Origin of the sequence: Flavobacterium sp., assembly GCF_028689845.1 — a bacterium.
In the GTDB taxonomy this organism is placed as follows: domain Bacteria; phylum Bacteroidota; class Bacteroidia; order Flavobacteriales; family Flavobacteriaceae; genus Flavobacterium.
The window spans coordinates 17331-42726 of record NZ_JAQVCH010000023.1 but is presented as its reverse complement, the minus strand read 5'-3'; the positions used below and the strand labels follow the sequence as shown (position 1 = coordinate 42726).

At 33.9% G+C, this 25396-nt stretch carries 21 protein-coding genes and 1 riboswitch; of the genes, 8 read left to right on the top strand and 13 right to left on the bottom strand.

Features of this window, described 5'->3' with window-relative positions; genetic code table 11:
- The coding region (locus tag PHR76_RS09700) for a hypothetical protein (RefSeq protein WP_300061647.1) at positions 1–1764 on the top strand (1764 nt) is incomplete at its 5' end.
- Between the two features lie 113 nt (positions 1765–1877).
- On the opposite strand, the gene carB is transcribed toward PHR76_RS09700, so the two are convergent.
- Both carB and rpmH read right to left on the bottom strand, forming a co-directional pair.
- A complete protein-coding gene (gene carB / locus PHR76_RS09695; RefSeq protein ID WP_300061644.1) occupies positions 1878–4730 on the bottom strand; it encodes a carbamoyl-phosphate synthase large subunit in 2853 nt (950 codons plus the stop codon).
- A 101-nt stretch (positions 4731–4831) separates the two neighbouring features.
- Positions 4832–4993: a 50S ribosomal protein L34 gene (gene rpmH, locus PHR76_RS09690; RefSeq protein WP_026710894.1), complete on the bottom strand. Its 162-nt coding sequence runs from the start codon at positions 4991–4993 to the stop codon at positions 4832–4834.
- A gap of 157 nt (positions 4994–5150) precedes the next feature.
- Here rpmH and PHR76_RS09685 point away from each other — a divergent pair, with 157 nt between their 5' ends.
- Both PHR76_RS09685 and PHR76_RS09680 read left to right on the top strand, forming a co-directional pair.
- Positions 5151–5666 carry a DUF2892 domain-containing protein gene (locus PHR76_RS09685; RefSeq protein ID WP_300061641.1) on the top strand — a complete coding sequence of 172 codons (516 nt, stop codon included), beginning with the start codon at positions 5151–5153 and terminating at the stop codon, positions 5664–5666.
- A gap of 146 nt (positions 5667–5812) precedes the next feature.
- Positions 5813–6493 carry a redoxin domain-containing protein gene (locus PHR76_RS09680; RefSeq protein WP_300061638.1) on the top strand — a complete coding sequence of 227 codons (681 nt, stop codon included), beginning with the start codon at positions 5813–5815 and terminating at the stop codon, positions 6491–6493.
- Here PHR76_RS09680 and PHR76_RS09675 read toward each other — a convergent pair whose 3' ends face one another.
- The 3 genes from PHR76_RS09675 to PHR76_RS09665 are packed head-to-tail and all read right to left on the bottom strand — an operon-like array spanning position 6494 to position 8474.
- Positions 6494–6859, bottom strand: a complete 366-nt coding sequence (locus PHR76_RS09675) for a sulfite exporter TauE/SafE family protein (protein ID WP_300061635.1) — start codon at positions 6857–6859, stop codon at positions 6494–6496. It abuts the gene before it with no gap.
- A 16-nt stretch (positions 6860–6875) separates the two neighbouring features.
- Entirely contained in the window at positions 6876–7763 is an 888-nt protein-coding gene (locus tag PHR76_RS09670) for a lytic transglycosylase domain-containing protein (protein WP_300061632.1), read from the bottom strand.
- Between the two features lie 51 nt (positions 7764–7814).
- Positions 7815–8474, bottom strand: coding sequence for an alpha/beta hydrolase (locus PHR76_RS09665; protein WP_300061629.1), 660 nt, complete (start codon positions 8472–8474; stop codon positions 7815–7817).
- A 205-nt stretch (positions 8475–8679) separates the two neighbouring features.
- On the opposite strand from PHR76_RS09665, the gene PHR76_RS09660 reads away from it, so the two are divergent.
- Together PHR76_RS09660 and PHR76_RS09655 are read left to right on the top strand one after the other, a co-directional pair.
- The gene (locus tag PHR76_RS09660) at positions 8680–8961 is read left to right on the top strand and encodes an N-acetyltransferase (RefSeq protein WP_300061626.1); all 282 of its coding nucleotides are present in this window, start codon (positions 8680–8682) and stop codon (positions 8959–8961) included.
- A 2-nt stretch (positions 8962–8963) separates the two neighbouring features.
- Positions 8964–9590, top strand: a complete 627-nt coding sequence (locus PHR76_RS09655; protein WP_300061623.1) for a class I SAM-dependent methyltransferase — start codon at positions 8964–8966, stop codon at positions 9588–9590.
- 1 nt (position 9591) lies between these two features.
- Here PHR76_RS09655 and mtaB read toward each other — a convergent pair whose 3' ends face one another.
- Positions 9592–10926 (bottom strand): tRNA (N(6)-L-threonylcarbamoyladenosine(37)-C(2))-methylthiotransferase MtaB, encoded by a 1335-nt coding sequence (gene mtaB, locus PHR76_RS09650; RefSeq protein ID WP_300061653.1) that lies wholly within the window; start codon positions 10924–10926, stop codon positions 9592–9594.
- 93 nt (positions 10927–11019) lie between these two features.
- Here mtaB and PHR76_RS09645 point away from each other — a divergent pair, with 93 nt between their 5' ends.
- A complete protein-coding gene (locus PHR76_RS09645) occupies positions 11020–12624 on the top strand; it encodes an ABC transporter substrate-binding protein (RefSeq protein ID WP_300061620.1) in 1605 nt (534 codons plus the stop codon).
- Positions 12625–12664: 40 nt separating this feature from the next.
- Here PHR76_RS09645 and PHR76_RS09640 read toward each other — a convergent pair whose 3' ends face one another.
- The 7 genes from PHR76_RS09640 to PHR76_RS09610 form a co-directional block, all read right to left on the bottom strand.
- The gene (locus PHR76_RS09640; protein WP_300061617.1) at positions 12665–13840 is read right to left on the bottom strand and encodes a GlmU family protein; all 1176 of its coding nucleotides are present in this window, start codon (positions 13838–13840) and stop codon (positions 12665–12667) included.
- 84 nt (positions 13841–13924) lie between these two features.
- Positions 13925–15970, bottom strand: coding sequence for an FG-GAP-like repeat-containing protein (locus PHR76_RS09635; RefSeq protein ID WP_300061614.1), 2046 nt, complete (start codon positions 15968–15970; stop codon positions 13925–13927).
- A gap of 39 nt (positions 15971–16009) precedes the next feature.
- Complete coding sequence (locus PHR76_RS09630; RefSeq protein WP_300061611.1) at positions 16010–17437, bottom strand: hypothetical protein; 1428 nt, start codon at positions 17435–17437, stop codon at positions 16010–16012.
- Between the two features lie 177 nt (positions 17438–17614).
- Complete coding sequence (gene rmuC / locus PHR76_RS09625; protein ID WP_300061608.1) at positions 17615–18976, bottom strand: DNA recombination protein RmuC; 1362 nt, start codon at positions 18974–18976, stop codon at positions 17615–17617.
- 66 nt (positions 18977–19042) lie between these two features.
- Positions 19043–19816: an ABC transporter ATP-binding protein gene (locus PHR76_RS09620; RefSeq protein WP_300061605.1), complete on the bottom strand. Its 774-nt coding sequence runs from the start codon at positions 19814–19816 to the stop codon at positions 19043–19045.
- A 19-nt stretch (positions 19817–19835) separates the two neighbouring features.
- Complete coding sequence (locus tag PHR76_RS09615) at positions 19836–20792, bottom strand: iron ABC transporter permease (RefSeq protein WP_300061602.1); 957 nt, start codon at positions 20790–20792, stop codon at positions 19836–19838.
- A gap of 86 nt (positions 20793–20878) precedes the next feature.
- Positions 20879–22009: an ABC transporter substrate-binding protein gene (locus PHR76_RS09610; protein ID WP_300061599.1), complete on the bottom strand. Its 1131-nt coding sequence runs from the start codon at positions 22007–22009 to the stop codon at positions 20879–20881.
- A 234-nt stretch (positions 22010–22243) separates the two neighbouring features.
- A riboswitch (cobalamin riboswitch) is annotated at positions 22244–22441 on the top strand.
- A gap of 29 nt (positions 22442–22470) precedes the next feature.
- Between PHR76_RS09610 and PHR76_RS09605 the strand changes: the two genes are divergently transcribed.
- Both PHR76_RS09605 and PHR76_RS09600 read left to right on the top strand, forming a co-directional pair.
- Positions 22471–24303, top strand: coding sequence for a TonB-dependent receptor (locus PHR76_RS09605; RefSeq protein WP_300061597.1), 1833 nt, complete (start codon positions 22471–22473; stop codon positions 24301–24303).
- Positions 24303–25379: a YncE family protein gene (locus PHR76_RS09600; RefSeq protein ID WP_300061594.1), complete on the top strand. Its 1077-nt coding sequence runs from the start codon at positions 24303–24305 to the stop codon at positions 25377–25379. Before PHR76_RS09605 ends, PHR76_RS09600 begins: the two co-directional genes overlap by 1 nt.
- The last annotated feature ends 17 nt before the right edge of the window (positions 25380–25396 follow it).

The following is a 25396-nucleotide window of genomic DNA, read 5'->3' as shown; positions in this document are numbered from 1 at the left end:
AGCAAAGAAGCGGTAAAGCTTGATCAAGAGAAAAAGATTGCTATTCCGAATCTAGAAGTAGGCGATATTGTAGATTATTACCTTCACTCCGAAGAACCTTTCAAATCGATTATAGAAGTAGGTTTTGATCCTGTAGAAACAACTTTAGGTGATGTTTATCCAATTATGGATTACAAACTAACTTTTCAAACTGAAAATGACTTTTTTGTAAATTTTAACACCTATAATGGAGCACCAGCATTAAAAGAAATTCCTACAAAAAGCAGTGGTGAGCGAGTTTATGAACTTACAGCTTCAACTATTGAAAAAAATGATTTCCCGCGTTGGTTTTATCCGTTGGTCGAATTACCTTGTTATAAATTTCAAGTCTTTTTTGCCCGTTCGGGGAAATTTGAAGAACGAGCACAAGCTTTTTTATCTGAAAAAGAAAAAATCGTTAAATCGACCGTTTCAAAAGAAGATATTTTTAATTACTATGACTCCAAATTTATAGCAGAAGGAAATATATCACAAATCAATAGTTTCCTCAAAGGAAAAACCTTCAAAAACGATGAAGAAAAAATTAGAGAAGTCTATTATTTTACACGACATCAATATTTTACACAATATGTAGAAGCATTTGTAGCTAGAGAAGCAAATATTTTTTATCCGTTTGAACTTTATCCTAATGCGATTTTCTTTAATTCTGAAGAACAATTTATCCGTTATTTCATGAGTTTCTTGAAAAAGAGTGCTATTTCATATGACATCGTTGTTGGAACTGCAAGATTTGATGGTGATATTAAAGATTTATTAATTCAAAAAAATGTGTCTATCCTCTTGCGAGTGAATACTCCAAAACCTATTTTTCTTGAATTTTTTACACCTTTTACTTCTGCCGATCAATTTAATTACAACTTAGAAAATTCAAAAGCGTATTTATTAGAAGTATCAAAAGGCAAAAAAATTATTGATGCCGAATCTATCACTTTGCCAGGAAGCACTAAAAATGACAATATTAACAGAACAGTTACGCAACTCACTTTACAGGAAGATTTAGCGAGTTTTAAGGTCTCAAGAGAGAATTCTTTTTATGGTCATTATAAAGAAAGTCAGCAATCTAACTTATTAAATTTCTACGATTATGTGTATGAAGATTATAAAAAATATGGCACAACCTCTTTAATGGATTTAGTGAAGAATAAAAACAAAAGAGCTCAATACACTAAAGAATTTGATGCAATAATTGCCAAATCAAAAGAAAATCAAAAAGAAGGTTTTACTAATGCAACCAAAGAAGAATATGAAATTGACATTGAAGCGTATACCATGGAAATTAAAAATACAGGTCGTTTTGGAAAAAATGAACCCATGCACTACACCGAAAGTTTTTTGATAAAAGACCACTTTATCAAAAAAGCAGGAAATAATATCATGGTGGAATTAGGTAAGTTTCTGACTTCGCAAATTGAAACCTCCAAAAAAGAAAAAGAGCGAACTAATAATGTTTATATGACTTTTCCGAGACAAATTGAACAAGAAATACAATTAGAAATTCCAGCTGGTTATTCTGTTTCTGGTCTAGAAAAATTCAATAAAAAAGTAGAAAATGAAACGGGTGGATTCATTAGCACAGCAGTTGAAGAAGGAAATAAAATTATAATTAAAACCACCAAATACTACTCTAATTATTATGAACCGAATAGCAATTGGAAAAAAATGCTCGATTTCTTAGAAGTCTCTTACCAGTTTACGCAAGAAAAAATATTGCTAAAAAAGATATAATTTAAAAACAAGCATAAAAAAGACGTCAAGTGAACGATACGGTTTGCCTGACGTCTTTTATATTTAGGCAACTATTTAAACAATCAAAAAAAGCCTCCGAAGAGGCTTTTTATTTATTTGCTTAAATACATTTTTCGTCGAGAATACAATTCATAAAATTGATCATCTTTTAAGTCATCAATAAACAAAATACTTTCGCCAGTTGATTTCATTTCTGGTCCTAATTTTTTATTTACACCATGAAATTTACTAAATGAAAAAACAGGTTGTTTGATGGCAAATCCTTTTAATTGCGGATTAAAAGTAAAATCAGTCACTTTGTTTACGCCAAGCATCACTTTTGTGGCATAATTAACATAGGGTTCGCCATACGCTTTTGCTATAAAAGGAACTGTTCGAGAAGCTCTCGGATTTGCTTCAATAATATAAACAGTATCATCTTTAATGGCAAACTGAATATTAATTAAACCTACTGTTTTTAAAGCTAAGGCAATTTTATGCGTATGGTCTTTTATTTGTTGCAATACAAATTCTCCTAAATTAAAGGGTGGCAACGTGGCATTACTATCGCCAGAATGTACGCCACATGGTTCAATATGTTCCATGATTCCGATGATGTACACGTTTTCGCCATCACAAATAGCATCGGCTTCTGCCTCAATTGCTCCATCTAAATAATGATCTAACAACAGTTTATTACCTGGAATATTTTTTAGCAAGTCAATCACATGCTCTTCTAATTCTTGTTTATTAATCACAATTTTCATTCCTTGTCCGCCCAACACATACGAAGGTCTAACCAATAAAGGAAAATCTAAAACATCGGCCAAAGCAATTGCTTGTTCTGCATTTTCGGCGACTCCAAATTCAGGATACGGAATTTTCAACTCTTTTAATAGTTCAGAAAATCGTCCTCTGTCTTCTGCTAAATCAAGTGCATCAAAACTTGTTCCAATGATTTTAATTCCGTAACGGTCTAATTTTTCAGCTAATTTTAAAGCCGTTTGACCGCCTAATTGCACGATGACTCCTTCTGGATTTTCATGTCGAATGATATCGTAAATATGTTCCCAAAAAACAGGCTCAAAATATAATTTATCAGCCGTATCAAAATCGGTAGAAACCGTTTCAGGATTACAATTAATCATAATGGTTTCATAACCACATTCTTTTGCTGCTAAAACACCATGAACACAAGAATAATCAAATTCAATTCCTTGTCCAATTCGGTTTGGTCCCGAACCTAAAACGATAACTTTCTTTTTAGGCGTGACAATACTTTCATTTTGCACATAGCGTTCGCCAGTTGCAGATTCTATTTCAGCTTCAAAAGTAGAATAATAAAAAGGTGTTTTCGCTTTAAACTCGGCAGCACAAGTGTCAACCAGTTTGAAAACACGATTTATAGAAAGTAGTTCACGCTTTTTATATACCTGACTTTCTAAGCAACCCACCATGTGAGCGATTTGTCTATCTGCGAATCCTTTTTGTTTTGCTTCTAAGATTAACTCTTTTGGCAATGTGTCAATAGAATAATTAGCGATTTCTTTTTCAAGCAGATAAAGCTCTTCATATTGTTTTAAGAACCACATATCAATTTTAGTAATCTCATGAATTCTATTCAAAGGAATTCCCATTTGAATGGCATCATAAATCACAAAAACACGGTCCCAACTGGCAAACGTAAGTTTTTCAATAATCTGTTCGTAATTTTTATATCCTTTTCCATCGGCTCCTAATCCGTTTCGTTTAATCTCTAACGATTGTGTGGCTTTATGCAAGGCTTCTTGGAATGAACGTCCAATTCCCATCACTTCACCCACTGATTTCATTTGAAGGCCTAAGGTTCGATCTGCACCTTCAAACTTATCAAAATTCCATCGTGGAATTTTCACAATGACATAGTCTAAAGTTGGTTCAAATAAAGCAGACGTTGATTTTGTAATTTGATTTTGTAATTCATCTAACGTATAACCTAAGGCTAATTTTGAAGCGATTTTAGCAATTGGATAACCCGTTGCTTTTGAAGCTAAGGCAGATGAACGCGATACACGTGGATTGATTTCAATAGCAACAATATCTTCTTTTTCGTCGGGTGAAACCGCAAATTGTACGTTACATCCGCCAGCAAAATTTCCGATAGAACGCATCATCAAGATGGCCATATCTCGCATTTTTTGAAAAGTAGTATCCGATAAGGTCATGGCAGGAGCCACGGTAATACTATCGCCCGTATGAATTCCCATAGGATCCATATTTTCGATAGAACAGATAATGACCACATTGTCATTTTTATCACGAAGCAATTCTAATTCATATTCTTTCCATCCCAATAAAGCTTTATCAATTAACACTTCATGAATTGGAGAAGCTTCTAATCCTCGGGTTAATAATTCATCAAAATCTTCGCTGCGATGTACAAAAGCGGCACCTGTTCCCCCTAAAGTAAAGGAAGGTCGAATCACCAACGGAAAACCGAACTCTTGTGCGATTTCTTTTCCCTTCAAAAACGAAGTAGCCGTTTTAGCTGGAGCTGATCCTACTCCAATTCTTTCTAATAATTGTTTAAATTGTTCGCGGTCTTCAGTAATGTTAATCGCATTAATGTCTACCCCGATTAAACGCACTCCAAAATCTTGCCATATTCCTTTTTCATCAGCTTCTAAACATAAGTTCAATGCTGTTTGTCCGCCCATTGTAGGCAACACAGCATCAATGTTAGGATGCTTTTTAAGAATTTCGATAATGGATTTTGTGGTTAATGGCAATAAATAAATATGATCGGCCATAGAAGGATCGGTCATAATAGTTGCTGGATTTGAATTTATCAAAACCACTTCAATTCCTTCTTCTCGAATTGAACGAGCCGATTGTGATCCAGCATAATCAAACTCACAGGCTTGACCTATAACAATTGGGCCTGAGCCGATAATTAAAACAGATTTAATGGAGTTGTCTTTAGGCATGTTGTTGTGTTATTGTAGTTTAGTTGTATTTTGAGTGGACAAGTTATAAAAAAGGCGTTACTAAAAAAAGTAACGCCTTAATATTTGATTAGTACTAACCATTATTTTTTGTGTCTTGGTTCGCAAGAAACAGTTAGTTTATGTCTTCCTTTTGCTCTACGACGAGCTAGGACTTTTCTACCATTAGCAGTAGCCATTCTATCCATAAACCCGTGTTTATTTCTTCTTTTTCTTTTCGATGGTTGAAACGTTCTTTTGCTCATTGTGATGTATCTTTAAAAATCGTGTATAATTATCTACTATTGGGTTACTCAAAAACCGAGTGCAAATATACAAAGACTTTTTTTCCTCACAAGTGGTTTTATAAAAATATTTTCATTTCTTTTCTTACCTTTGCAAACATAAAATAATAATGACAGCATGTTTCACAAAAATATCAAATTAGTTCTCGTAGCCGTATTAGTAATTCTGAGTGTTTGGCAATTTTCCGACAATAATATTGGAAATGGAATTTTCCTTTTACTTTTAACTTTTTTCCCGATTTTTCTTTATTTTAAAAACGAATTTATACTGTTAGCCTTTTTAAAATTACGAAAACAAGATTTCGTGGGTGCAAAAGTATGGTTAGATAAAATTAAAAAACCTGAAAGTGCGTTGGTTAAAAAGCAACAAGGCTATTATAACTACTTACACGGATTGATGGTTTCACAAACTAATTTAAACCAAGCGGAAAAATTCTTTAAAAAAGCAATTGAATTAGGACTTTCCATGGATATGGATTTAGCAGTAGCCAAATTGAATTTAGCAGGAATTGCGATGTCGAGAAGGCGTAAAATTGAAGCCACTAATTTACTCAATGAGGCCAAAAAATTAGATAAGCAAAATATGTTGAAAGAACAAATCACCATGATGAAACAACAATTGAAAAAAATATAAATCACTAATTTTCACAATAAAAAATGCCGTTTTGATTCATTTCAAAATGGCATTTTAGTTAAATACTGTAATTCAACGAGTTACAATAAAAAAATTTGTTTTTTATAAATACTTTACTTACATTTGACTGTTAATATACTAGTCGGATGAAAAATTTGTTAGTCATATTATTTTTTTTTACTCCTTTTTACACCTTTTTTGCACAAGACGGTGAGCGACTTTTTTCTGATGCAGTCCGAAGTAATTTTTCAAAATTCAAACAACAAAGTAACAAAGCCTACAAAGCAGGTGATTTTGATCGTGGTCAATTTTTATTTGATAGTTTAGTTCAAAATCAATTAGTGGGTTCTAAATTCAATGATTTTACATTAAAACGAGTTTCAAATAGAAAACTTAAAATGAGTAAAGTTAAAAAGCCTATTTTTTTGGTGACTTATGCCGCTTGGTGCGTTCCGGGAAAAGGAGAAATTTTAGCTTTAAATAAATTAGCCAAAGAATATTCAAAAGAAGTTGAATTTGTAGTCATTGTTTGGGGCAAAAAACAAGAGGTTAAAAAGTTCTCTAAAAAATTTAGTGGTCAAATTGAAATTTGTTACGCCCACAAAAATTATAAAAACGACAACGAAATTGTTGAAAACATGAAAGAAACATTAGGTTTTCCGACCTGTTATATGATTGATTCCCATTTGCAAGTAGTTAACATTAAAAGAGGGGCTGCTTCGGTTCCCTTAAAAACTCCAACTAAAAAAGCTTTAGAGATGAATTATACCGTTTTTAAGGAACGCATCATACAATTAAATTCAAAAGAAATGTTGGCAACATTTTAATTATTTACCAAAAATTAGTTTTCCAGCCATCAGCAAGAGTACTACCCCAAATATTTTTTTAAGCACTTTTTCTTCAATGTGAATGGCAAATTTACTTCCAAAATAACCTCCTATAACAAAGAAAACAGCCATAACAGCGGCATATCGCCAATCGACATGGCCTTCTTTATAATAGGTAAAAGCAGCTAAAGCAGTAACTGGTACGGCTAAAACGGTGAGACTTGTTCCTTGAGCTTGATGTTGTGATAATCCTAAAATTAGTAAAAGTGGAACCATAATGACGCCTCCGCCAATTCCAATTAATCCACTTAATAAACCAGCTAATAAGCCAATTCCTAATAATAAAAGAAATGTGGTTGTAGTCATTTTCATTGAATTTCGATTAATATCCTTCCGTAGGAATAGCTAAAATATAAACTTTTTTCGATTTATTTTCTAATTTTTTATCTCTTAGCCACGGATTATGCAACTTCAAAATTTTATAATTAATCCCATTTTCTTTTGCAAACGAAGACAGATTAGAGATGGGCGTATCAATTTCAATTTTTCTACTCTCAATAGGATAATACAATTGGTCTTTTGGAATATCAAATCCGTATTTTACGGGATTCTGCATGATTTCTTTTAAGGCTAAAATCCGAAATACATAACGAGAGGTTTCTTCGGTTAGCAATACATCATAGTAATCAGAAACTTGTTGACTTTCTAATTGTCGGTTAATACCCGTCATTCCACCGTTATAAGAAGCAGCAGCCAATGTCCAACTTCCAAATTTATTTTTGGCTTCTAATAAATAGCGACATGCCGCTTCTGTAGATTTTTCTAAATGATAGCGTTCATCGACATACTCATTTACTTCCATCCCTTTTTCCTTGGCCGTTTCAGGCATAAATTGCCAAACTCCTCGAGCTCCAGCAGGTGAAACAGCATTAACCAAACCACTTTCTATTACCGCTAAATACTTAAAATCATCAGGAACACCGTATTTTTTTAATATCGGTTCGATAACTGGAAAAGCACGATTAGCTCTTTTTAAAACTAAAGTCGTAGAAGAATGCAAATTAGTATTAATTAGCATTTCACGATCTAAACGCTCACGAACATCTACAATATTTAAAGGAGCTGCTTCACCAGCAAAATCAATTTGGGTTGGCAAACCAACCAATTCGATTTTATCTTTGACAGGCGTTTCTTTCGCTTTAGAATAAACAAATATTCCAGCGATTCCTATAAAAACAATTGTAAGCAATACCTGATAAATCCTTTTCATTTTCTACTTTTATTTTATTATTTATAAATCTACAAAAATCAATCCACAACCTCACTCATTTAAAATAATTTTTGGCAAATTTTCATTAAACCACTTATATTTATTCAAAATCATTATGTGTGTTCCTCCTTTTATGGTTATGCATTTTGTTATATTTTTATAAGGAAAAACTTCATCGGCATCGCCATGAATATGAATAACTTTATCATCAGCCAGCGTTCTATCCCACAAAATAATTGTTTCTAAAGACCAATCTAAATATGATTTATCTCGAACACTTAGGTATTTCTCATATAATTTTAAGCGTTGGATAATTTTTTCGCCATAGGCAAATTTGGACAAATTTTCAATATTGTGCACCAGACCCGTTGGTAATAATTTATAGGCTTTGGTAGTTTTAGCAAACTTCATCCTTTTTGGAAATTCACTATTGGTTTTCACGCTTGATATTATGATTATTTTTTGAACGGAAATTAATTTGGCCATTTCTTGTACTAAAACGCCTCCAAAGGAGACGCCAATCAATACCGGATTTTCATGATGGATATGTTTGGTCATTCGAAAAGCATAATCACTCAATGTTTCTTTCTCTAATGGGAGTAACCATTCTAAAAAAAAGATAGAGAATGATTCTTCTGGCAAATTTATGCGTTCAAAAATAGCGGGACTTGCTGCCAAGCCGGGCATAAAATAAACTGGTATTTTTTCCATATAAAATGTCAATAATCGATAAAATTACTCTTAATCACTCGAATTTATAAAAAAATAGGATAAAATTATGATTGTTAAATGTTAAATATTGAAGAATAAAAAGTAATGTCTACTATTAAAAAATTAAAAGCCGTAAATTTGTAAAACCTCTTTACTTGAGGCTACTTTCTGCTTTTTAAACTTTTTTCAAGTAAAATGGAACATTATGGAAATTAAAGACAATGAACTTCTTAGACATTTTGAAACCCCAACAGAGTTTGGCTTATTAGTCATTGAATATGCCCTTCAAGATCGAAAAATATTTCTCACAAAACTCAATGAACCTGAAAACATCGAAACGGAATATGTGGAAGATTTTTTAAAAAGAGTACTCACAATTGCTGAAGAGCGAAAATTAAAAGTAGTTCCGACCAATCCGAAAATTGCACTTTTTTTTAGAAAAAATCCAATTTATAAAGAATTATTACCTCCGGGTATAAAATTGTAAGTATGAATTGCCCATTATGTCAATCGCCTTCTAATCATTTTTATAGTCAAAATACAAGAGAGTTTTATTTTTGTTCCACTTGTTTTGCTGTTTTTTTAGATAATAAAAATTATTTTTCTGAAAAAGAGGAACAGAAACATTATGAAAATCACAACAACGATATTTTTGATAAAGGTTATCAGCAATTTGCTTCTCCTATTACCAATGCCATTCAAAGAGATTTTAAACCGCAGCATCAAGGTTTAGATTATGGTTCAGGAACAAACTCGGTTATCGTTAAAATGCTAAAGGATTCAGCATACCACATTTCGGAATATGATCCGTTTTTTTCAAATACTATTTCCCTTTTAAACCAACAATATGATTACATTTCTTGTTGTGAAGTGATGGAACATTTTCATCATCCAAAAAAAGAATTTGAAAAATTATATAATTTATTACTTCCAAACGGCAAACTGTACTGCATGACGGATTTGTTTGATGAAACAAAAAATTTTGACACCTGGTATTATAAAAATGACCATAGCCATGTTTTCTTTTACCATGCAAAAACAATAGCATGGATTGCGAAAACAATTGGTTTTTCGAATTACTCGATTGAAGGACGTTTGATTTTGTTTGAAAAGTAATTTACAATCCTATTAATTCGTTACAAAACGCCAATCGAACACTTCCATCCTCATCAATTTTTGTCAATTTGATTTGGTGCAACGTATTAACCAATTCAGGATTCCATGGTGTTTTTACTTTAACGTAATTCTCAGTAAATCCATGAATATAGCCTTCTTTATTTTCGTTTTCGAATAAAACCGTTCTGATTGTTCCAATTTGGCTTTCATAAAAAGCCCTGCGTTTTTTCACAGACAAACCGCGTAGCATTTTACTGCGTTTTGCTCTAACATTCTTTGGCACTACTCCGTCCATTTCTGCTGCTTCGGTATTATCTCGTTCCGAATACGTAAAAACATGTAAATAGGAAATAGGCAACTCATTTAAAAAATGATAGGTTTCTAAGAAATGTTCGTCTGTTTCACCTGGAAAACCAACGATTACGTCGACACCAATACAAGCATCAGGCATGACTTCGAGAATTTTAGTTACTCGATCTACATACAATTCACGTAAATAACGACGTTTCATTTTCTTTAAAACAGCGTTACTTCCCGATTGCAACGGAATATGAAAATGAGGCACAAAAGCCCTCGATTTTGAGACCAAAACTATCGTTTCATTTTTTAACAAATTAGGTTCAATAGAGGAAATTCGCAAACGTTCAATTCCTTCCACTTTATCTAATTCAGTTACTAAATCTAAAAAAGTACTTTCATGTTTTTTATTACCAAATTCGCCTTTTCCGTAATCGCCAATATTAACACCCGTCAACACTATTTCTTTAATTCCTTGTTGCGAAATTTCTTTGGCATTTTTCAAAACACCTTCCATCGTATCACTTCTAGAAATCCCCCTTGCTAACGGAATCGTACAATACGTGCATTTATAGTCACAACCATCTTGTACTTTTAAAAAAGCTCGGGTTCTATCACCAAAAGAGTAACTCCCTACATAAAAATCGGCTTCTTCAATTTCGCAAGAATGTACTTCGCCTAAGTCGTTTTTGGATAAATCATTAAGATAATCAGTGATTTTAAACTTCTCAGTCGCCCCTAAAACTAAATCAACACCATCAACTGCAGCTAATTCTTCCGGTTTTAATTGAGCATAACAACCTACTGCGGCTACAAAGGCTTTTTCGTTATTTTTCAATGCTTTCTTTACAATTTGTTTGAATTGTTTATCGGCATTATCTGTAACAGAACAGGTGTTAATTACATAAATATCGGCAACATCTTCAAAATCAACACGTTCAAATCCTTCGTGTTGAAAGTTTCGAGCAATGGTGGAGGTCTCTGAAAAATTCAGTTTACAACCTAATGTATAAAATGCGACTTTTTTTTGATTTGCTATCATATTCAACAATTCCTAAAATTGGAAAAAGACTTTCTTTCCTTATATTTACCTGCTTAAAAGCGTGCAAATTTACACACAAATTTCGGGAAAATGAAATCATTACTTCGTTACCTATCACTAACTTACTTCTTTTTGATTTTGATTTCTTGTGGAAAGAATCAGTCGGACGGGAATGACGCCTTGGTTTTTAGATATAATGAAAGTGCCAATATTGCCACCTTAGACCCTGCTTTTGCGAAGTCACAGAATGTGATTTGGGCTTGTCATCAGCTATTTAATGGCCTTGTTCAGCTAGATGACAGTTTGCATATTCAACCCGATATTGCTAAAGAATGGACCATTTCTGAAGACGGCTTGACCTATCATTTTACACTTAGAAATGATGTTTATTTTCATAAAAACCAACTTTTTGGAGTTGATTCCACTCGAACAGTGATAGCAACTGATTTTGAATACAGTCTAAATCGATTAAAATCAGAAAAAGTAGCTTCACCCGGCGGATGGATTTTACAAAATGTAGCTGAATTTAAAGCGGTAAACGATACCCTTTTTAAAATACAATTAACGCAACCTTTTCCAGCTTTTTTAGGTTTATTGTCAATGAAATATGCCTCGGTTGTGCCAAAAGAAGTGATGGAAAGTCCGAATTATGATTTTAGAACAAAACCGATTGGCACAGGACCATTTCAATTTAAAATTTGGGAAGAAAACGTCAAATTGGTTTTACGCCGTAATCCTATTTATTTTGAAAAAGACAAAAAAGGACTACAACTCCCCTATTTAGAAGCCGTTGCGATTACCTTTTTACCCGATAAACAAAGTGGTTTTTTAGCTTTTATTCAGGGGAAATTAGACTTTATTTCGGGTTTAGACCCTTCCTATAAAGATGAAATTCTGACTCAAAAAGGTGATTTGCAACCCAAGTATGCAAAGGAAGTAAATTTAATAAGCGGCCCGTACCTCAACACCGAATATTTGGGTTTTCGGATGGATGGTTCAGACAAAACGGTTTTGGACAAACGGATTCGTCAAGCTCTGAATTACGGATTTGACCGTGCAAAAATGATTACCTATCTGCGAAACAATATGGGCATTCCGGCTACAAGTGGTGTCATTCCGAGTGGGATGCCAAGTTTTAATGGACAGTTAGGATATGATTTTAATGCTGAAAAAGCAAAATCGTTGGTGGTGGATTACAGTTTGGAAACGGGAATCAAAAAACCAAAAGTAATTTTGAGCACCAATGCAACCTATATTGATATTGCAGAGTTTTTACAACGCGAATGGCAAAAAATTGGATTAGAAGTAGAAATAGATGTCAATCCGCCTTCCACTTTAAGGCAAGCGATTGCTACCGGTAAAGTGAGTTTTTTTAGAGCGAGTTGGATAGCCGATTATCCTGATGCAGAAAACTATTTGTCGCTTTTTTACAGTAAAAATTTTGCCCCCAATGGGCCAAATTATACACATTTTTCCAATGCAGCATTCGATGCCTTGTATGAAAAAGCATTCTTAGAAACCGATGATGCCAAACGTTTTGACTTATACCAACAAATGGATAAAATCATCATTGACGAAGCTCCGATTATTCCGCTCTTTTATGATAAAGTCGCTCGTTTTACTAGAAAAAACGTGAGCGGTTTAGGAATTAATCCGTTGAATTTGTTGAGTTTGAAAAACGTAAAAAAGGAATAATAAACCGTAAAGGCCACGCTAATAATTTTCAATTAAAAACCTACTCTTTTCGCCACTTTTTTGTTTCTTCAAAAACGTGTTCTAGTATATTTTTATCTTCCTCAGTAAATTCTACTTGGCGTCTACTCATGACTACTTTGGCAACTTCAAATGCTTTTCGGGTTAAATAGGTTGTAAATCCAGAAGCACCGCCCCAAGAAAAACTCGGCACAAAATTTCTAGGAAATCCTGAACCAAAAATATTAGCAGAAACACCAACTACTGTTCCGGTATTAAACATGGTATTAATACCGCATTTAGAATGGTCGCCCATCATCAAACCACAAAATTGAAGTCCCGTTTTAGCAAAATTTTCTGTTTCATAGCTCCACAACTTCACTTCTTCATAATTATTTTTCAGATTTGACGTGTTGGAATCGGCACCGATATTACACCATTCGCCTAAAACTGAATTCCCTAAAAAGCCATCGTGTCCTTTATTTGAATAACCAAAAAGCACAGAATTATTAACTTCTCCACCAATGCGACAATGCGGTCCAACAGTAGTTGCTCCATAGACTTTGGTCGCTAATTTCACCTGAGCCTCTTCACACAAAGCAAAAGGACCACGAATCACAGAACCTTCCATGATTTCTGAATTTTTTCCGATATAAATTGGACCCGTTGCTGCATTTAGCGTTACAAATTCGAGCGTAGCTCCTTTTTCAATAAAAACATGTTCAGGTGCGATGACATTGACGCTTTTAGGAATAGGTTGCGAAGTTCGACCTTCGGTTAACAATTCAAAATCTTCTCGAATGGCTTGATCATTTTTGGCAAAAATATCCCAGGGATGAGCAATTTGCAATCCGTCTTCATTGTATTCGATGATTTCATAACTATCAAAATCAACTTCTTCTTGGGTATCATTAGTATAGAAAGCAATAACTTCTTCATGCTTGAAAATGGCTTGATGAGGCTCTAAACTTTTAATCATCTCTACTAAAACTTCGTTGGGAAGAAAAGAAGCATTGATTAGAATATTTTCTTCCATTTCGACCATAGGATATTTTTCAGACAAATAATCTTCGGTAATCGTTGTGGTGGTATAGCCTAAATACTTTTCCCATTTTTCACGAATAGTTAAAATTCCAATACGGATATCGGCAACAGGACGCGTATAAGTAAATGGCAACAACGCATTTCTAACTGGACCATCAAAAAGGATATAGTTCATTTTGTATATTTTTATAAAAATCAAAGTTATAAAAAAGCCCTCTACAAAGGAGGGCTTTTTATAAAATAGTTTAGTAAAACGTTATTATTGTTTGATAAATTTTTGTGTAGAAAGCTTACCTTCACTGTCTCTTGCTACTAGTAAATAGGTGCCGATAGCTAGGGTTTGAACTGAAATCATATCCTCCTTAATGATTGGAGAAGCAACTTTACGACCGTTCAAATCATAGATTTCAGCTGAAATAATTAAATTAGCATTAGCTGATTTTAAGGTAATAAAATCTTTTGCAGGATTTGGATACATGACAAAGCTTGAAACTTCATTTTGATTTACACTTAAGGTTACTCCTTCTGCCACAAACAAAGTTTGATTTGGCGAAGGATTAACAAAAGTATCCACTATTCCCGAAGGCCATTTGATAACAACTTGATCGATAGCAGTCGCTTGACCAATTCCGAAATGCACGTTTAAAGAACTCATATATTTAAAGCCTTCACCACTTCGAACATCTCTAATTTGTTTACCCCATGCTCCATAAATTTCTACGCGAGCACCAATTCCGTTACTATTACTTTGAATCCCTTGAAGGTTCAATTTCAACCATTTGTTGGTGTTTCCATTATTGATTCGCAACGTACTTCCGGTTTGAAAATCTATGAAACCATCATTATTTAAATCGCCCACAGCACCAACGCCAAAACTTATTCCAGCTGGAGAAAAAGTGCCATCACCAAGGTTATACATAATTTTATTTCCGCCACCGATAATATCTACAAAACCATCATTGTTAAAATCGTGAGCAATGTGTTCAATATTCAAACTTGAATTTAAATCCCAGCCAGAACCTGCAGTGATATCCGTAAAAGTTCCATCACCATTGTTTCGCATGTATTTATGGCTTCCATCAGTGGTAGAACTTGCTCCAATTATAGCATCCATATCGCCATCATTATCAAAATCTTCCCAACAAGATGACCAAGTTTGAATAGGGTCATACATATTTGCTGCAATTGAAACATCGGTAAACGTTCCATTACCATTATTTCTGTGTAATTCATTATATTTTGCGGTGCTTCCGCCTCCGCGACATTTAGCAATGAATAAATCTTGATCTCCATCATTATCATAATCAACCCAAATAGAACCATAATTCCCTCCTTCAGAGTGAGTTCCAATTAGCATTGAATTTGGTGTTACACCAGATTGATAAAAGGTAAAAACACCTGTTCCATCATTTATAAAATAAACATTCGGATCCACATCATGACAAGAAAAAGCATCTAAATGACCGTCATTATTTAAATCTAGAAAATTAGTTCGCTGACAAAAAACATACTGACTAAACGTGTCTTGGATATAACCATCACCATTGGCATTTGACTTCATAAATGTTATCCCATTACCTCCTCCATACATTAAATCATTAAAACCATCTTTATTATAATCGCCGGCAGCAAGACTCCATGAGGGCATATTTACAGCTGTTGTGGTTGGATATTCTGTAATTGTAAAACCACCGCTACTATTTTGAGTATGCACCTTAATCTTATTATCACTCACACCGACAATATCATCTAAATAATCGCCATTCATATCCACAATAGCCAAATTGTAAGCACTATTGATAGTTGAAAGATTTTGATTAGTAAAAGTTACTGCGTTTCCAACAGGTTGTTGGTAAGGCCCTTCAATTAATTGAAAAGTAAATCCATCGCTAGACCATTTATTATCAAAAGCAATAATATAAGTTGTATTTGCTAACACTGCAAAAGTACAAATAGAAGACCACGATTGACCTGCATCATCATCTCCAGCATAGCATGTTAGAGCACCACAACCTCCCGTATATACATGAACACGTGTATCTTTTCGAGGAGTATTATTCGAAATATCGGAAGTAACGGTTACGGTATAATTTTGCGTTGGCGTATAGGAATACCAATTCCCTTTCGGATTATTAGCTACATTTCCGCTATCTACACAAATTGGATTAGGTACTTGTGTACCCGTTATCCCGCCGACAACGTAAAATCCAGCTCCTGGCAAAACCATGGCACTGTTACAGGTCGCTTGTGCATAGGAAAATTGAATTCCAACACATAGAAACATTAATAAAGTAATTTTTTTCATTTAAGTTATTGTTTAGTTTAGTTTGATTCGAATTTAAAGTTAATCACATGGCCCTGAAAGCGAATTAATCCAATCTTTAATTAATTCGGCTCCTTCTTCATGTACCATAGAACGACCAATTAAAGGCATCATGCTTGCCATATCATTGGTTGTCAATCGATAATATAACATCGAACGATTATGATTGCCGGGAGTTACAATTTTGCTTAAAGCACCTGAATAACCGGCCATGTCTTGAGTATCAACACACACACCCATATTTACTGGATCAATCGTTTCATTAAATGCAAAACGCATTGGACGATAATCGCAATGGCTGTTTTCGCGATGACAATGAGCACAATTAATATCAACATAAGAACGAACCCTCAAGTCTAAAGATTTTGAAGTATCCCTATAATCTACAATTGATTCGATATAAGTAGGAATGTTATTTTCTAAATAACCTTCTTGAATCCATTTTGATAATTGATTCATAGAACCCGTTACATAATTATAATTTGTATTTATATTTTGTGGTTTGATTCCAATCGGAATTGGTTTATCATCAACTTTATGACAAATCATACATTGAGCTTCAGAAGGAACTCGGTAGGCATTAGTGCTTTTAGTTACGTTATTTTCGTCAATCCAGGTGACACTAACATTACTTCCTTCCATATCTAAAAAGGCTTCAGTTTGTTCTGCATTCCACACATATTCTGCAAAAATCCATCCATCTGCTTTTCTTATCATAATTCTAGTCTCAATAATTCTAGTTACATTTCCGGGAATGACATTGTCATAATAAAAGTTTTTAATGATGGCTGCACCTACTGGTAATTCTAATAATTCGCCATCACCTTCATAGGTTGCTTTGGTTCCTGCTGGCATCCATACAAATCGTTTTTTATGAGCATAATCAGTAAACAAAGCACTTGCTGGCTCATAAGGTAAAACGCCAAGTGAAGGAATTTGATTTTTCATTTCACCCACAAAAAACTTATAATCTGATAATTTTGGATATGGAACTTGTGTTAAATCAACATTTGCAGTTTGAGTAGCCGTTATGGTAATAGTAGCTTGATTTGAATCGTTACCTTGTTGATCTTGAACAGTATATTTTTTTGGGTTTGGATTAAGTTGAAAAGTTGGTTCTGGAATAAAAGTAACTACTCCAGAAGTTGGATTAACACGCCAAGAACCTTCTCCACTGATAATTAGTTCATCTAAAGTTCCGTTAGAATCGGTATCTATTCCTCCTACCAAACTTACCGTTGTTGGAACGACCAAATCGCCCGTGGTATCATTTGCTAAAACTGATATTTCGACCGTATCTCCCAACGCGTAAGTAGCAAAATCATCAGTAGCTATGGGCAAATCATCCACGATAGGAACATAATCGTCGTCATTGGAACAAGAAAGAATAACTCCTGAAAATCCTAAAATAAAGATAAAAGAGAAGAAAAAAGCGTAATTTTTTTTCATTTTGGAAATTAAATATAATCCAAAAATAACAAAAAAACGATATGATTCACATTTTTAAGTGAATACTTTTAAGTTTTCAGTAATAAATTGAAAAAAATCATATGAAAACTGAATTCAACTAAAATAAAAATATTAAAATTCCTACTAAACAAATTTAAGTACAAAGCGATTGCAAAATTACTCCTCTAATTCTTCTGTAGCTCGCTTTAAAATATTTTCTGGCAAAGCTTTTTTCGCTTTTGCTCCCATTTTACGAAGTCGCTCCACACTTCCAACTAAATTTCCTTTTCCTTCCACTAATTTTCCCATGGCATTGCCATATTCGACTTTTGCTTCATCCATCTTTTTACCGATTTTTACTAAATCAGCTACAAATCCTTCAAATTTATCATACAAGGCTCCGGCTTGACGAGCAATTTCTAAGGCATTTTCTTGTTGTTTTTGGTTGGTCCACATGCTATCAATGGTTCGGAGCGTAGCCAATAACGTAGTGGGCGTCACAATAATAATGTTTTGTTCAAATGCCTTGTTATACAGTGTATTATCTTCGTTTAAGGCAATTGCAAAAGCCGATTCAATCGGAACAAACAATAAGACAAAATCAGGACTTTCCATTTGATATAAATCGTGGTAATTTTTATTACTCAATTGTTCTACATGGCGTTTAATAGAAGCTAAATGTTCTTTTAGATAGCTTCCTTTTTGAGTTTCATCCTCTTCGTTAGCATAGCGTTCATAAGCCGTTAACGAGACTTTCGAGTCGACTATCATTTTCTTTCCGTCAGGAAGATTTATCACCACGTCTGGCAGTAAACGATTTCCATCCTCTGTTGTAAAACTTTGCTGCACTTCATATTCGCGACCTTTTTCTAAACCGGATTTTTCTAAAACCCGTTCTAAAATCAATTCGCCCCAATTTCCTTGCATTTTACTATCGCCTTTTAACGCTTTGGTCAAGTTGAGTGTTTCTTTACTCATTTGTGCGTTCATTTCCTTCAAACCTATAATTTGCTGACGAAGTGCAGCATGGTAATCAATACTTTCTTTGTGGGTATCCTCTACTTTCTTTTCAAAATGTTGAATTTTTTCCTGTAAAGGCGAAAGTATATTTTTTAAATTTTCTTTATTTTGTTCGGTAAATTTTACTGTTTTTTCTTCTAATATTTTATTGGCTAAATTTTCGAATTCTTTGGTGAATTTTTCCTGTAATTCTTCTACTTCTTGTTTTTGCTCTTTATTTCGTTGCCATAAATTATCAAAATCAGCTTCTTTTTTGGTCAATTGAAGTGAAAGCACTTCTTTTTCTCCCCGAATGATTTCTTTCTCTTTTTTTTCAACTTCCAATTGTTTGCCAAATTGAAATTGTTCTTCTTGTAAACGAATCTTTAGTTGTTCTAACTGTGTGTGCAAACTATTATTTCGCTCTTCAAAAATTGATTTTTCTGAAGAGTTTTGGGCTTTAAAAAGCAGTTTGCCAATATAAATCCCAATGAGCAAGGCAATAATAAAAGTGATGATAAGTATAAAAGAAGTCGTCATATTGCTATTATTAGAATTCAGTAAAAATAGAAAATTTAATGGAGTTTTGAATAGAATCTGAAAACTTTATCGAATAATAAACTTCCCTTTTTCTGCATCAAAAAAGATGTTTTCACTTGAAAACAAGCTCGAAAATGTTCCGTCTAAAATCAATTGGCAAGGCTCATTTTGAATGACTTTCTCATCAGTCATCACAATCATTTCATCACTCAATTGAATGGCTAAATCAATGTCATGCGTAGAATACAAAATACATTTATTGGTTTCTTGACTTAATTTTTTAAGAAATTTAAACATCGAAACTTTATGGACTAAATCTAGATGTGTAGTGGGTTCATCGAGAATTACTAAAGGCGTATCTTGTGCCAAAGCTCTCGCAATGAGCACTTTTTGCAATTGTCCGTCACTAATTTCCGAATATTTTTGATGAATTAAAGGACTGATTTCCGTTAAAAAAATGGCTTGGTCAATTTGGATTTTATCTTTAGCTGATAATTTACCCAACCAATTAGTATAAGGCTGACGACCAAGAGCTACTAATTCATAGACCGTTAAATTACTTGGCGGTAACTTTTCTGTTAATACCACACTTATTTGTTGAGCTAAAGCTAAAGAAGTATAACTTTCTATAGGTTTTTGTTGTATGTAAATTGAGCCGTGTAAAGGTTTTTGAATTCCAGTAAGAGTCCGTAATAAAGTCGATTTTCCAACCCCGTTAACGCCTACTAAACCGATTAATTTTCCTCCTTCCAACGCCAGCGAAATATCAGATGCCACTGTTTTTACAGTGTTTTTAGATACATAACCGATGGCTAGTTGTTGGGTTTGAAGAATTTTCATTGCGTAAAAGCTTTAGATTTTAGATCATTATTTTTCGTTTTCGTACTAAAAGCCAAATAACGACTGGAGCTCCAACTAAAGAGGTAATCGCGTTAATCGGTAAGGTATAATCACTTCCCGGAAGTTGGGCAATACTATCACAAAGTAATAATAGAATCCCTCCAATCAACACGGTTCCCCAAAACAATATCAGATGGTTACTGGTTTGAAATAACAATTTCGCTAAGTGCGGAACGGCTAATCCCACAAAAGCGATAGGCCCAGCAAAAGCGGTAATACTTCCAGCTAAAATACTCGTTGCAAAAATGATTAAAAAACGGGTTCGGTTAAAATTTAATCCTAAACTTTTAGCATAATTTTCTCCTAATAGCATTGCATCTAAAGGTTTGATGGTAAAAAAACTAATCATCAACCCTAAAATGACACAAACTAAGAGTATTCCAATTGCTGTCCATGACAAATTAGACAAACTTCCCATAGACCAAAACATAAATTTTTGTAATTCTTGAGCCGTGCTAAAATAGCTCAACACACTCACGATGGCACTTGTAAAACTGCCAAACATTAATCCTACTATCAATATGGCCATTGTATCACGCAATTTTTGAGAAACAAGCAAAACAGCTAACAAAACCAAAAAACTTCCAATGGAAGAAGCGAGCACAATCCCGTAGGATGAAATTAAAAAAGAAGGCAACAAACTGCTTCCCATAATGACTAAAGCAACACCTAAACTTGAACCTGAACTTAATCCTAAAACATAAGGCCCAGCCAGTGGATTTCTAAATAAAGTTTGCATCATCAATCCAGAAATAGATAAACCCATTCCTACCAAAATTGCCGTTAAAGCTTTTGGTAAACGAAAATTCCAAAGAATAATTTCCCAAGATGTTTTAATTTCATTTCCAACAATTGAATTGATAATTGCACGTGTTGGAATAGAAATAGAGCCCAAACTTACGTTGAGCAAAAACATACTAAGCAAAGTCAAACTTAGAACGATGAACAGTATTTTATTTTTTTGTTTTAGCAATACTTTTATTTTTTACCTTATTCTAAAAATTATTTCAATTGTTCTAAAAAAAACAGCTCATATTCTTTCATCAATTCGGGATGCATAATTTTAATAACATCTTTCAACACCAAATCGGGTCGGCTAAATGCCAATTCATAATAAATCACGCCACCTGTTTTGCCTTTTTTTGAACTATAGGAATAGACTTGCTTGGTTTGAACGGGTTTAAAAAAAGCATAATTCGGATTGCTTTTTAGCAGTTCTTCAAAAGTAGTAAATTGTCCCGGCCCAATCCAATAATCAGCATTTTGGGCTTTATCCAGTACGGTTTCAAAAGACAAAGCTAAGCTTCCAGCACCTTTCGTTTCACTCCAAATATACTGCCCGTTGGCTTCTTTAATAAATAAAGCCGCCCAACTATTTCCTTGTGGCAAATACCATTGATCTTGATAAATCGCTCCACACATCACTGTTGGTTTAACGGTCGCCTTTTGAGCTAATTGCTGAGCTTCAAGATAATCATTTTCGATAGATTTAAAAATCGCTTCTGCCTTTTCTTCCATTCCATATAATACACCAAAAAGTTTAATCCATTCTGCTCTTCCTAACGGATTTTGCTCTGTCCAATCGCCATTATAAATGATATTTAGACCGTTTTTTTGTAATTGTTGATAGGTATTTTGTTCTCCATCTACACCAAAACCAATCAGAACATCGGGTTGCATTTCTAGTAAAACTTCGGTATTTAAATTTTGGTTGTTTCCAATTTCACGTACTTTATTTTGGTCAATTAATGCTCTAGTTTTTTCAGAAGAAACATAACTTGTATTTGGAAAACCCTTTAACGTAGATTCAACTCCTAATAATTCTAAGGCAGGAATATGCGTCGTAGAAGTCACCACAATTGATTTTATGGGCACTTGAATTGCGGTAAATTTTTCTAAATCGGTTGGAATTTTTGCTCCTTTTTGATATAAAACATAGGTATACTTTTCTGAAGTAGTTGGCCACGGATTTGCCACTTTCACCACGGAATAAGTAGCATATTTTTCAATGGAAAGTCCGTTTGCATAAACAACAGCATTATTTATTTTTTCATTATCTAGAACTACCACTTCCTTTTTTTGACAAGAAATTAGGAATAAGGAACTGAAAATGACAAAAAGCAAATTTCGCATACTAATTTTTTTTGGCAAAGGTATCGATTTGTAACAAATGTTATATTGCCTCTTTAAAATCAGTTGTATTTTTGATAAAAATAACACGATGAGAGATTCAAATACCTTTATGTTTATTGTGGGAGGAATAATCCTTTTACACTTTGTGGTTGGTTTTATTTGGTTGATTTTTAAAATGACCAGCAACAAAAAAGATTAAGCACGATTGCTTGATAAATTAAAAAAAGTAAACTACTTTCGCACTCGTATTGAGGTTGCATTACTGATTTTTCAGTCGTGCATTAAAAGGGAATCAGGTTTAAATCCTGAGCTGTTCCCGCAACTGTAAGCTATTCCGCTTGTTGTTATTCTTTTACACCACTGTCCGTTGGGATGGGAAGGTTCAACAACAAGACGCAAGCCAGGAGACCTGCCTAATATGTAACAGATTCAAATCTTCGGGAAGAAAGGTTTCAGACATTATGACTTGGAAATACCATTTTTGTATACTTTTTTTATTTATTTGCTCCTTTATTCAAGGGCAAAATGATACTATTTTGCGTTTACAAGAAGTTCTTGTTTCGGACTCACAACTTAACCGATTTTCAAATTCACAACAGCTTGTCATTTTATCAGATAGCGTTTTAAAACGTAATAAATCAAGTTTCACAACGCTTTTAGCTTTTCATACTCCCATTTATTTTAAAGAAAATGGTGCTGGAATGGTCGCCTCTCCTTCATTTCGTGGCACTACAGCTCAACAAACGGCTGTGGTTTGGAATGGAATCAACATCAATTCACAGCTTACTGGTCAAACCGATTTTAACACCATCAATGGAAATCTCTTCAATTCAATTGGTATTAGAGCTGGTGGAGGAAGTGTCTTATACGGAAGTGGAGCCATAGGCGGCACGATTCATTTAACAAATTTTTTGAAATTTAATTCGCCAACAGCTCATTTTCTAGATTTGAATTATGGTAGTTTTTCTACGTTTAACGGAAATTATAAATTTGAATCAGGTTCAGAAAAATGGGCTACGCAGTTGAGTATTGTTCGAAATAGTTCTGATAATGACTATGAATATATTGGAAAAAATCAGAAAAATGAAAATGGGGAATACTACAATAATGGCCTTCATTTTTCAATCGGTTACAAACTAAACGAAAACAATTTTTTAAAATTTTATAGTTATTGGTTTGATAGTGAACGTCATTTTTCAGGTACGATAACCGTTCGTTCCAGAAGTAAATACGAAGATTTTAACAGCCGAAACATGGTGGAATGGCTTTATTTTAAGAATCGGTTTACTTCTAAAATCAAGTTGGCTTATTTAACGGAACAATATCACTATTATGAAAACAAAGACAACGATTCCTATACATTTGGAAAAGTAAACACGGTGCTTAATCGCTATGATTTGAATTATAAGGTAGCAGAAAATGTCGATTTGAATGCTGTTTTCGACTTGAGTCAGAATGTTGGGGAAGGTTCAGCTATCAACGCCGAAAAAAGGACAATTGGTTCGGGCAGTTTTCTTTGGAAGCATCAATTAACCTCCAAATTGAATTATGAAATTGGATTTCGAAAAGAATATGCTAGCGTTTATGAAAGCCCGTTTTTATATTCTGCAGGTGCTCAATGGAAAATTTCTGACTATTATTATTTAAAAGCAAATGCTTCTAAAAATTATAGAATTCCGACTTTTAATGATTTGTATTGGCAAGGAAGCGGCAATCCTGATTTACATCCAGAACATTCTATCCAAGCAGAACTTGGACAATCTTTTCGATTCCGCAGCACTTCTTTAACGGTAACTGTTTATTATATCAAACTCGAAGACATGCTTCGTTGGTTGCCTACTCCTTCTGGAATTTGGAAACCAGAAAACACCGACAACGTCAATAGTTATGGTTTTGAAAGTGTTTTAGATTCTAAAATAAACGTTGGCTCGCATCATTTTCAACTAAATGCAACCTATTCTTATACCATTTCTGAACAAGCTGAAACCAAAAAACAATTGATTTATACGCCATTTCACAAAGCCAACGGTTCAATTGCCTATTCGTATGAAAGAATGACAGCTTTTTTTCAAGCCTTATTTGTAGGTGAAGTATTCACTTCTTCAGACAATTATTATACGTTGGATGCCTATCAGTATTCCAATGTGGGATTTGAATATCATCTTGGAAAAAAAAACAATTACCAAATCGGTTTTCAAATTCTAAATATTGAAAATACCAACTATCAGAATGTGGCGTCAAGGCCAATGCCAGGAAGGCAATATCAAGTATCTCTAACTTTAAATTTTATATAATGAATCTTAAAAAACTTTCAATTTTAATGGTCTTAAGTGGCTTATTGTTCACTTCGTGTAGCGATGACGATGATAATAGTCCTGATTTACCGCTAGGAGCTTATGACAACGGATTATTAATTCTAAATCAAGGAAATTTTGGTGGCGGAAACAGTTCTATCTCCTATTGGTCTTCTGATTTTACTGATTTTCAATTGAATGCATATGGAACTGTCAATCCAAACACGCCTTTGGGCGATACTGGACAAGATATTGGGTTTTATCAAGATAAAGCGTTTGTTGTGATGAACTATTCTGAAACGATTCAGGTCATTAACCGGTATACTTTGGTTCCTATTGCCACGATTTCAACAGGCTTAAAAAACCCGAGATATATTGCTTTTGTTAACGGAAAAGGGTATGTGACCAATTGGGGAAATCCAACCGATGCTACGGATGATTATGTAGCCGTGATTGACTTGTCAAACTATGCCGTTACCGCATCAATTTCAGTTGCCGAAGGTCCAGAACGCTTGGTAGAAGAAAATGGCAAATTGTATGTCGCACATTTGGGAGGTTACGGTTATGGAAATACGGTTTCTGTCATCAATGCTGTAAACAATTCTGTTTCTGGAACAATTGCGGTAGGCGATGTTCCGAATTCGATGTTTATTGAAAATAATACCTTGTATGTGTTAGGTGGCGGAAAAGCGGCTTGGACAGGTAACGAAACTAGAGGTTCACTCACCAAAATCAATTTAGCAAACAATACTATTATTGGCACATTTGAATTTAGCGAAGGAGAACATCCATCAAATTTAGTGAAAGAAGAGGGCAAAATGTATTACACCCTTGATGCAGCTATCTATGGCACTTCAATAACAACAACCAGCTTGCCTTCTTCACCACTTTTCTCAACGAATTCGCAGGGTGTTTATGGAGTGTATAGTTTTGCCGTAGAAGAGGATAAAATTTATGTAGGTGATGCCTTGGATTTCAATTCGAATGGAAAAATTTATGTCTATTCGTTAACTGGTACGCTTCTTAAGGAGCAAACAGTTGGCGTAATTCCAGCAGGTTTTTACTTTAATGATTAAATTTACAAAAATTTACA

What these genes read in the sequence shown, in the direction of transcription:
- PHR76_RS09620 (WP_300061605.1), bottom strand. Translation starts at nt 19,816, where the DNA reads ATGAAAATTCTTCAAACCCAACAACTAGCCATCGGTTATGTATCTAAA.
- PHR76_RS09660 (WP_300061626.1), top strand. Translation starts at nt 8,680, where the DNA reads ATGGAAATTAAAGACAATGAACTTCTTAGACATTTTGAAACCCCAACA.
- PHR76_RS09640 (WP_300061617.1), bottom strand. Translation starts at nt 13,840, where the DNA reads ATGAACTATATCCTTTTTGATGGTCCAGTTAGAAATGCGTTGTTGCCA.
- PHR76_RS09665 (WP_300061629.1), bottom strand. Translation starts at nt 8,474, where the DNA reads ATGGAAAAAATACCAGTTTATTTTATGCCCGGCTTGGCAGCAAGTCCC.
- PHR76_RS09675 (WP_300061635.1), bottom strand. Translation starts at nt 6,859, where the DNA reads ATGACTACAACCACATTTCTTTTATTATTAGGAATTGGCTTATTAGCT.
- PHR76_RS09605 (WP_300061597.1), top strand. Translation starts at nt 22,471, where the DNA reads ATGACTTGGAAATACCATTTTTGTATACTTTTTTTATTTATTTGCTCC.
- PHR76_RS09685 (WP_300061641.1), top strand. Translation starts at nt 5,151, where the DNA reads ATGTTTCACAAAAATATCAAATTAGTTCTCGTAGCCGTATTAGTAATT.
- carB (WP_300061644.1), bottom strand. Translation starts at nt 4,730, where the DNA reads ATGCCTAAAGACAACTCCATTAAATCTGTTTTAATTATCGGCTCAGGC.
- PHR76_RS09600 (WP_300061594.1), top strand. Translation starts at nt 24,303, where the DNA reads ATGAATCTTAAAAAACTTTCAATTTTAATGGTCTTAAGTGGCTTATTG.
- PHR76_RS09630 (WP_300061611.1), bottom strand. Translation starts at nt 17,437, where the DNA reads ATGAAAAAAAATTACGCTTTTTTCTTCTCTTTTATCTTTATTTTAGGA.
- rmuC (WP_300061608.1), bottom strand. Translation starts at nt 18,976, where the DNA reads ATGACGACTTCTTTTATACTTATCATCACTTTTATTATTGCCTTGCTC.
- PHR76_RS09680 (WP_300061638.1), top strand. Translation starts at nt 5,813, where the DNA reads ATGAAAAATTTGTTAGTCATATTATTTTTTTTTACTCCTTTTTACACC.
- PHR76_RS09670 (WP_300061632.1), bottom strand. Translation starts at nt 7,763, where the DNA reads ATGAAAAGGATTTATCAGGTATTGCTTACAATTGTTTTTATAGGAATC.
- PHR76_RS09645 (WP_300061620.1), top strand. Translation starts at nt 11,020, where the DNA reads ATGAAATCATTACTTCGTTACCTATCACTAACTTACTTCTTTTTGATT.
- PHR76_RS09655 (WP_300061623.1), top strand. Translation starts at nt 8,964, where the DNA reads ATGAATTGCCCATTATGTCAATCGCCTTCTAATCATTTTTATAGTCAA.
- PHR76_RS09615 (WP_300061602.1), bottom strand. Translation starts at nt 20,792, where the DNA reads ATGTTTTTGCTCAACGTAAGTTTGGGCTCTATTTCTATTCCAACACGT.
- PHR76_RS09610 (WP_300061599.1), bottom strand. Translation starts at nt 22,009, where the DNA reads ATGCGAAATTTGCTTTTTGTCATTTTCAGTTCCTTATTCCTAATTTCT.
- rpmH (WP_026710894.1), bottom strand. Translation starts at nt 4,993, where the DNA reads ATGAGCAAAAGAACGTTTCAACCATCGAAAAGAAAAAGAAGAAATAAA.
- PHR76_RS09635 (WP_300061614.1), bottom strand. Translation starts at nt 15,970, where the DNA reads ATGAAAAAAATTACTTTATTAATGTTTCTATGTGTTGGAATTCAATTT.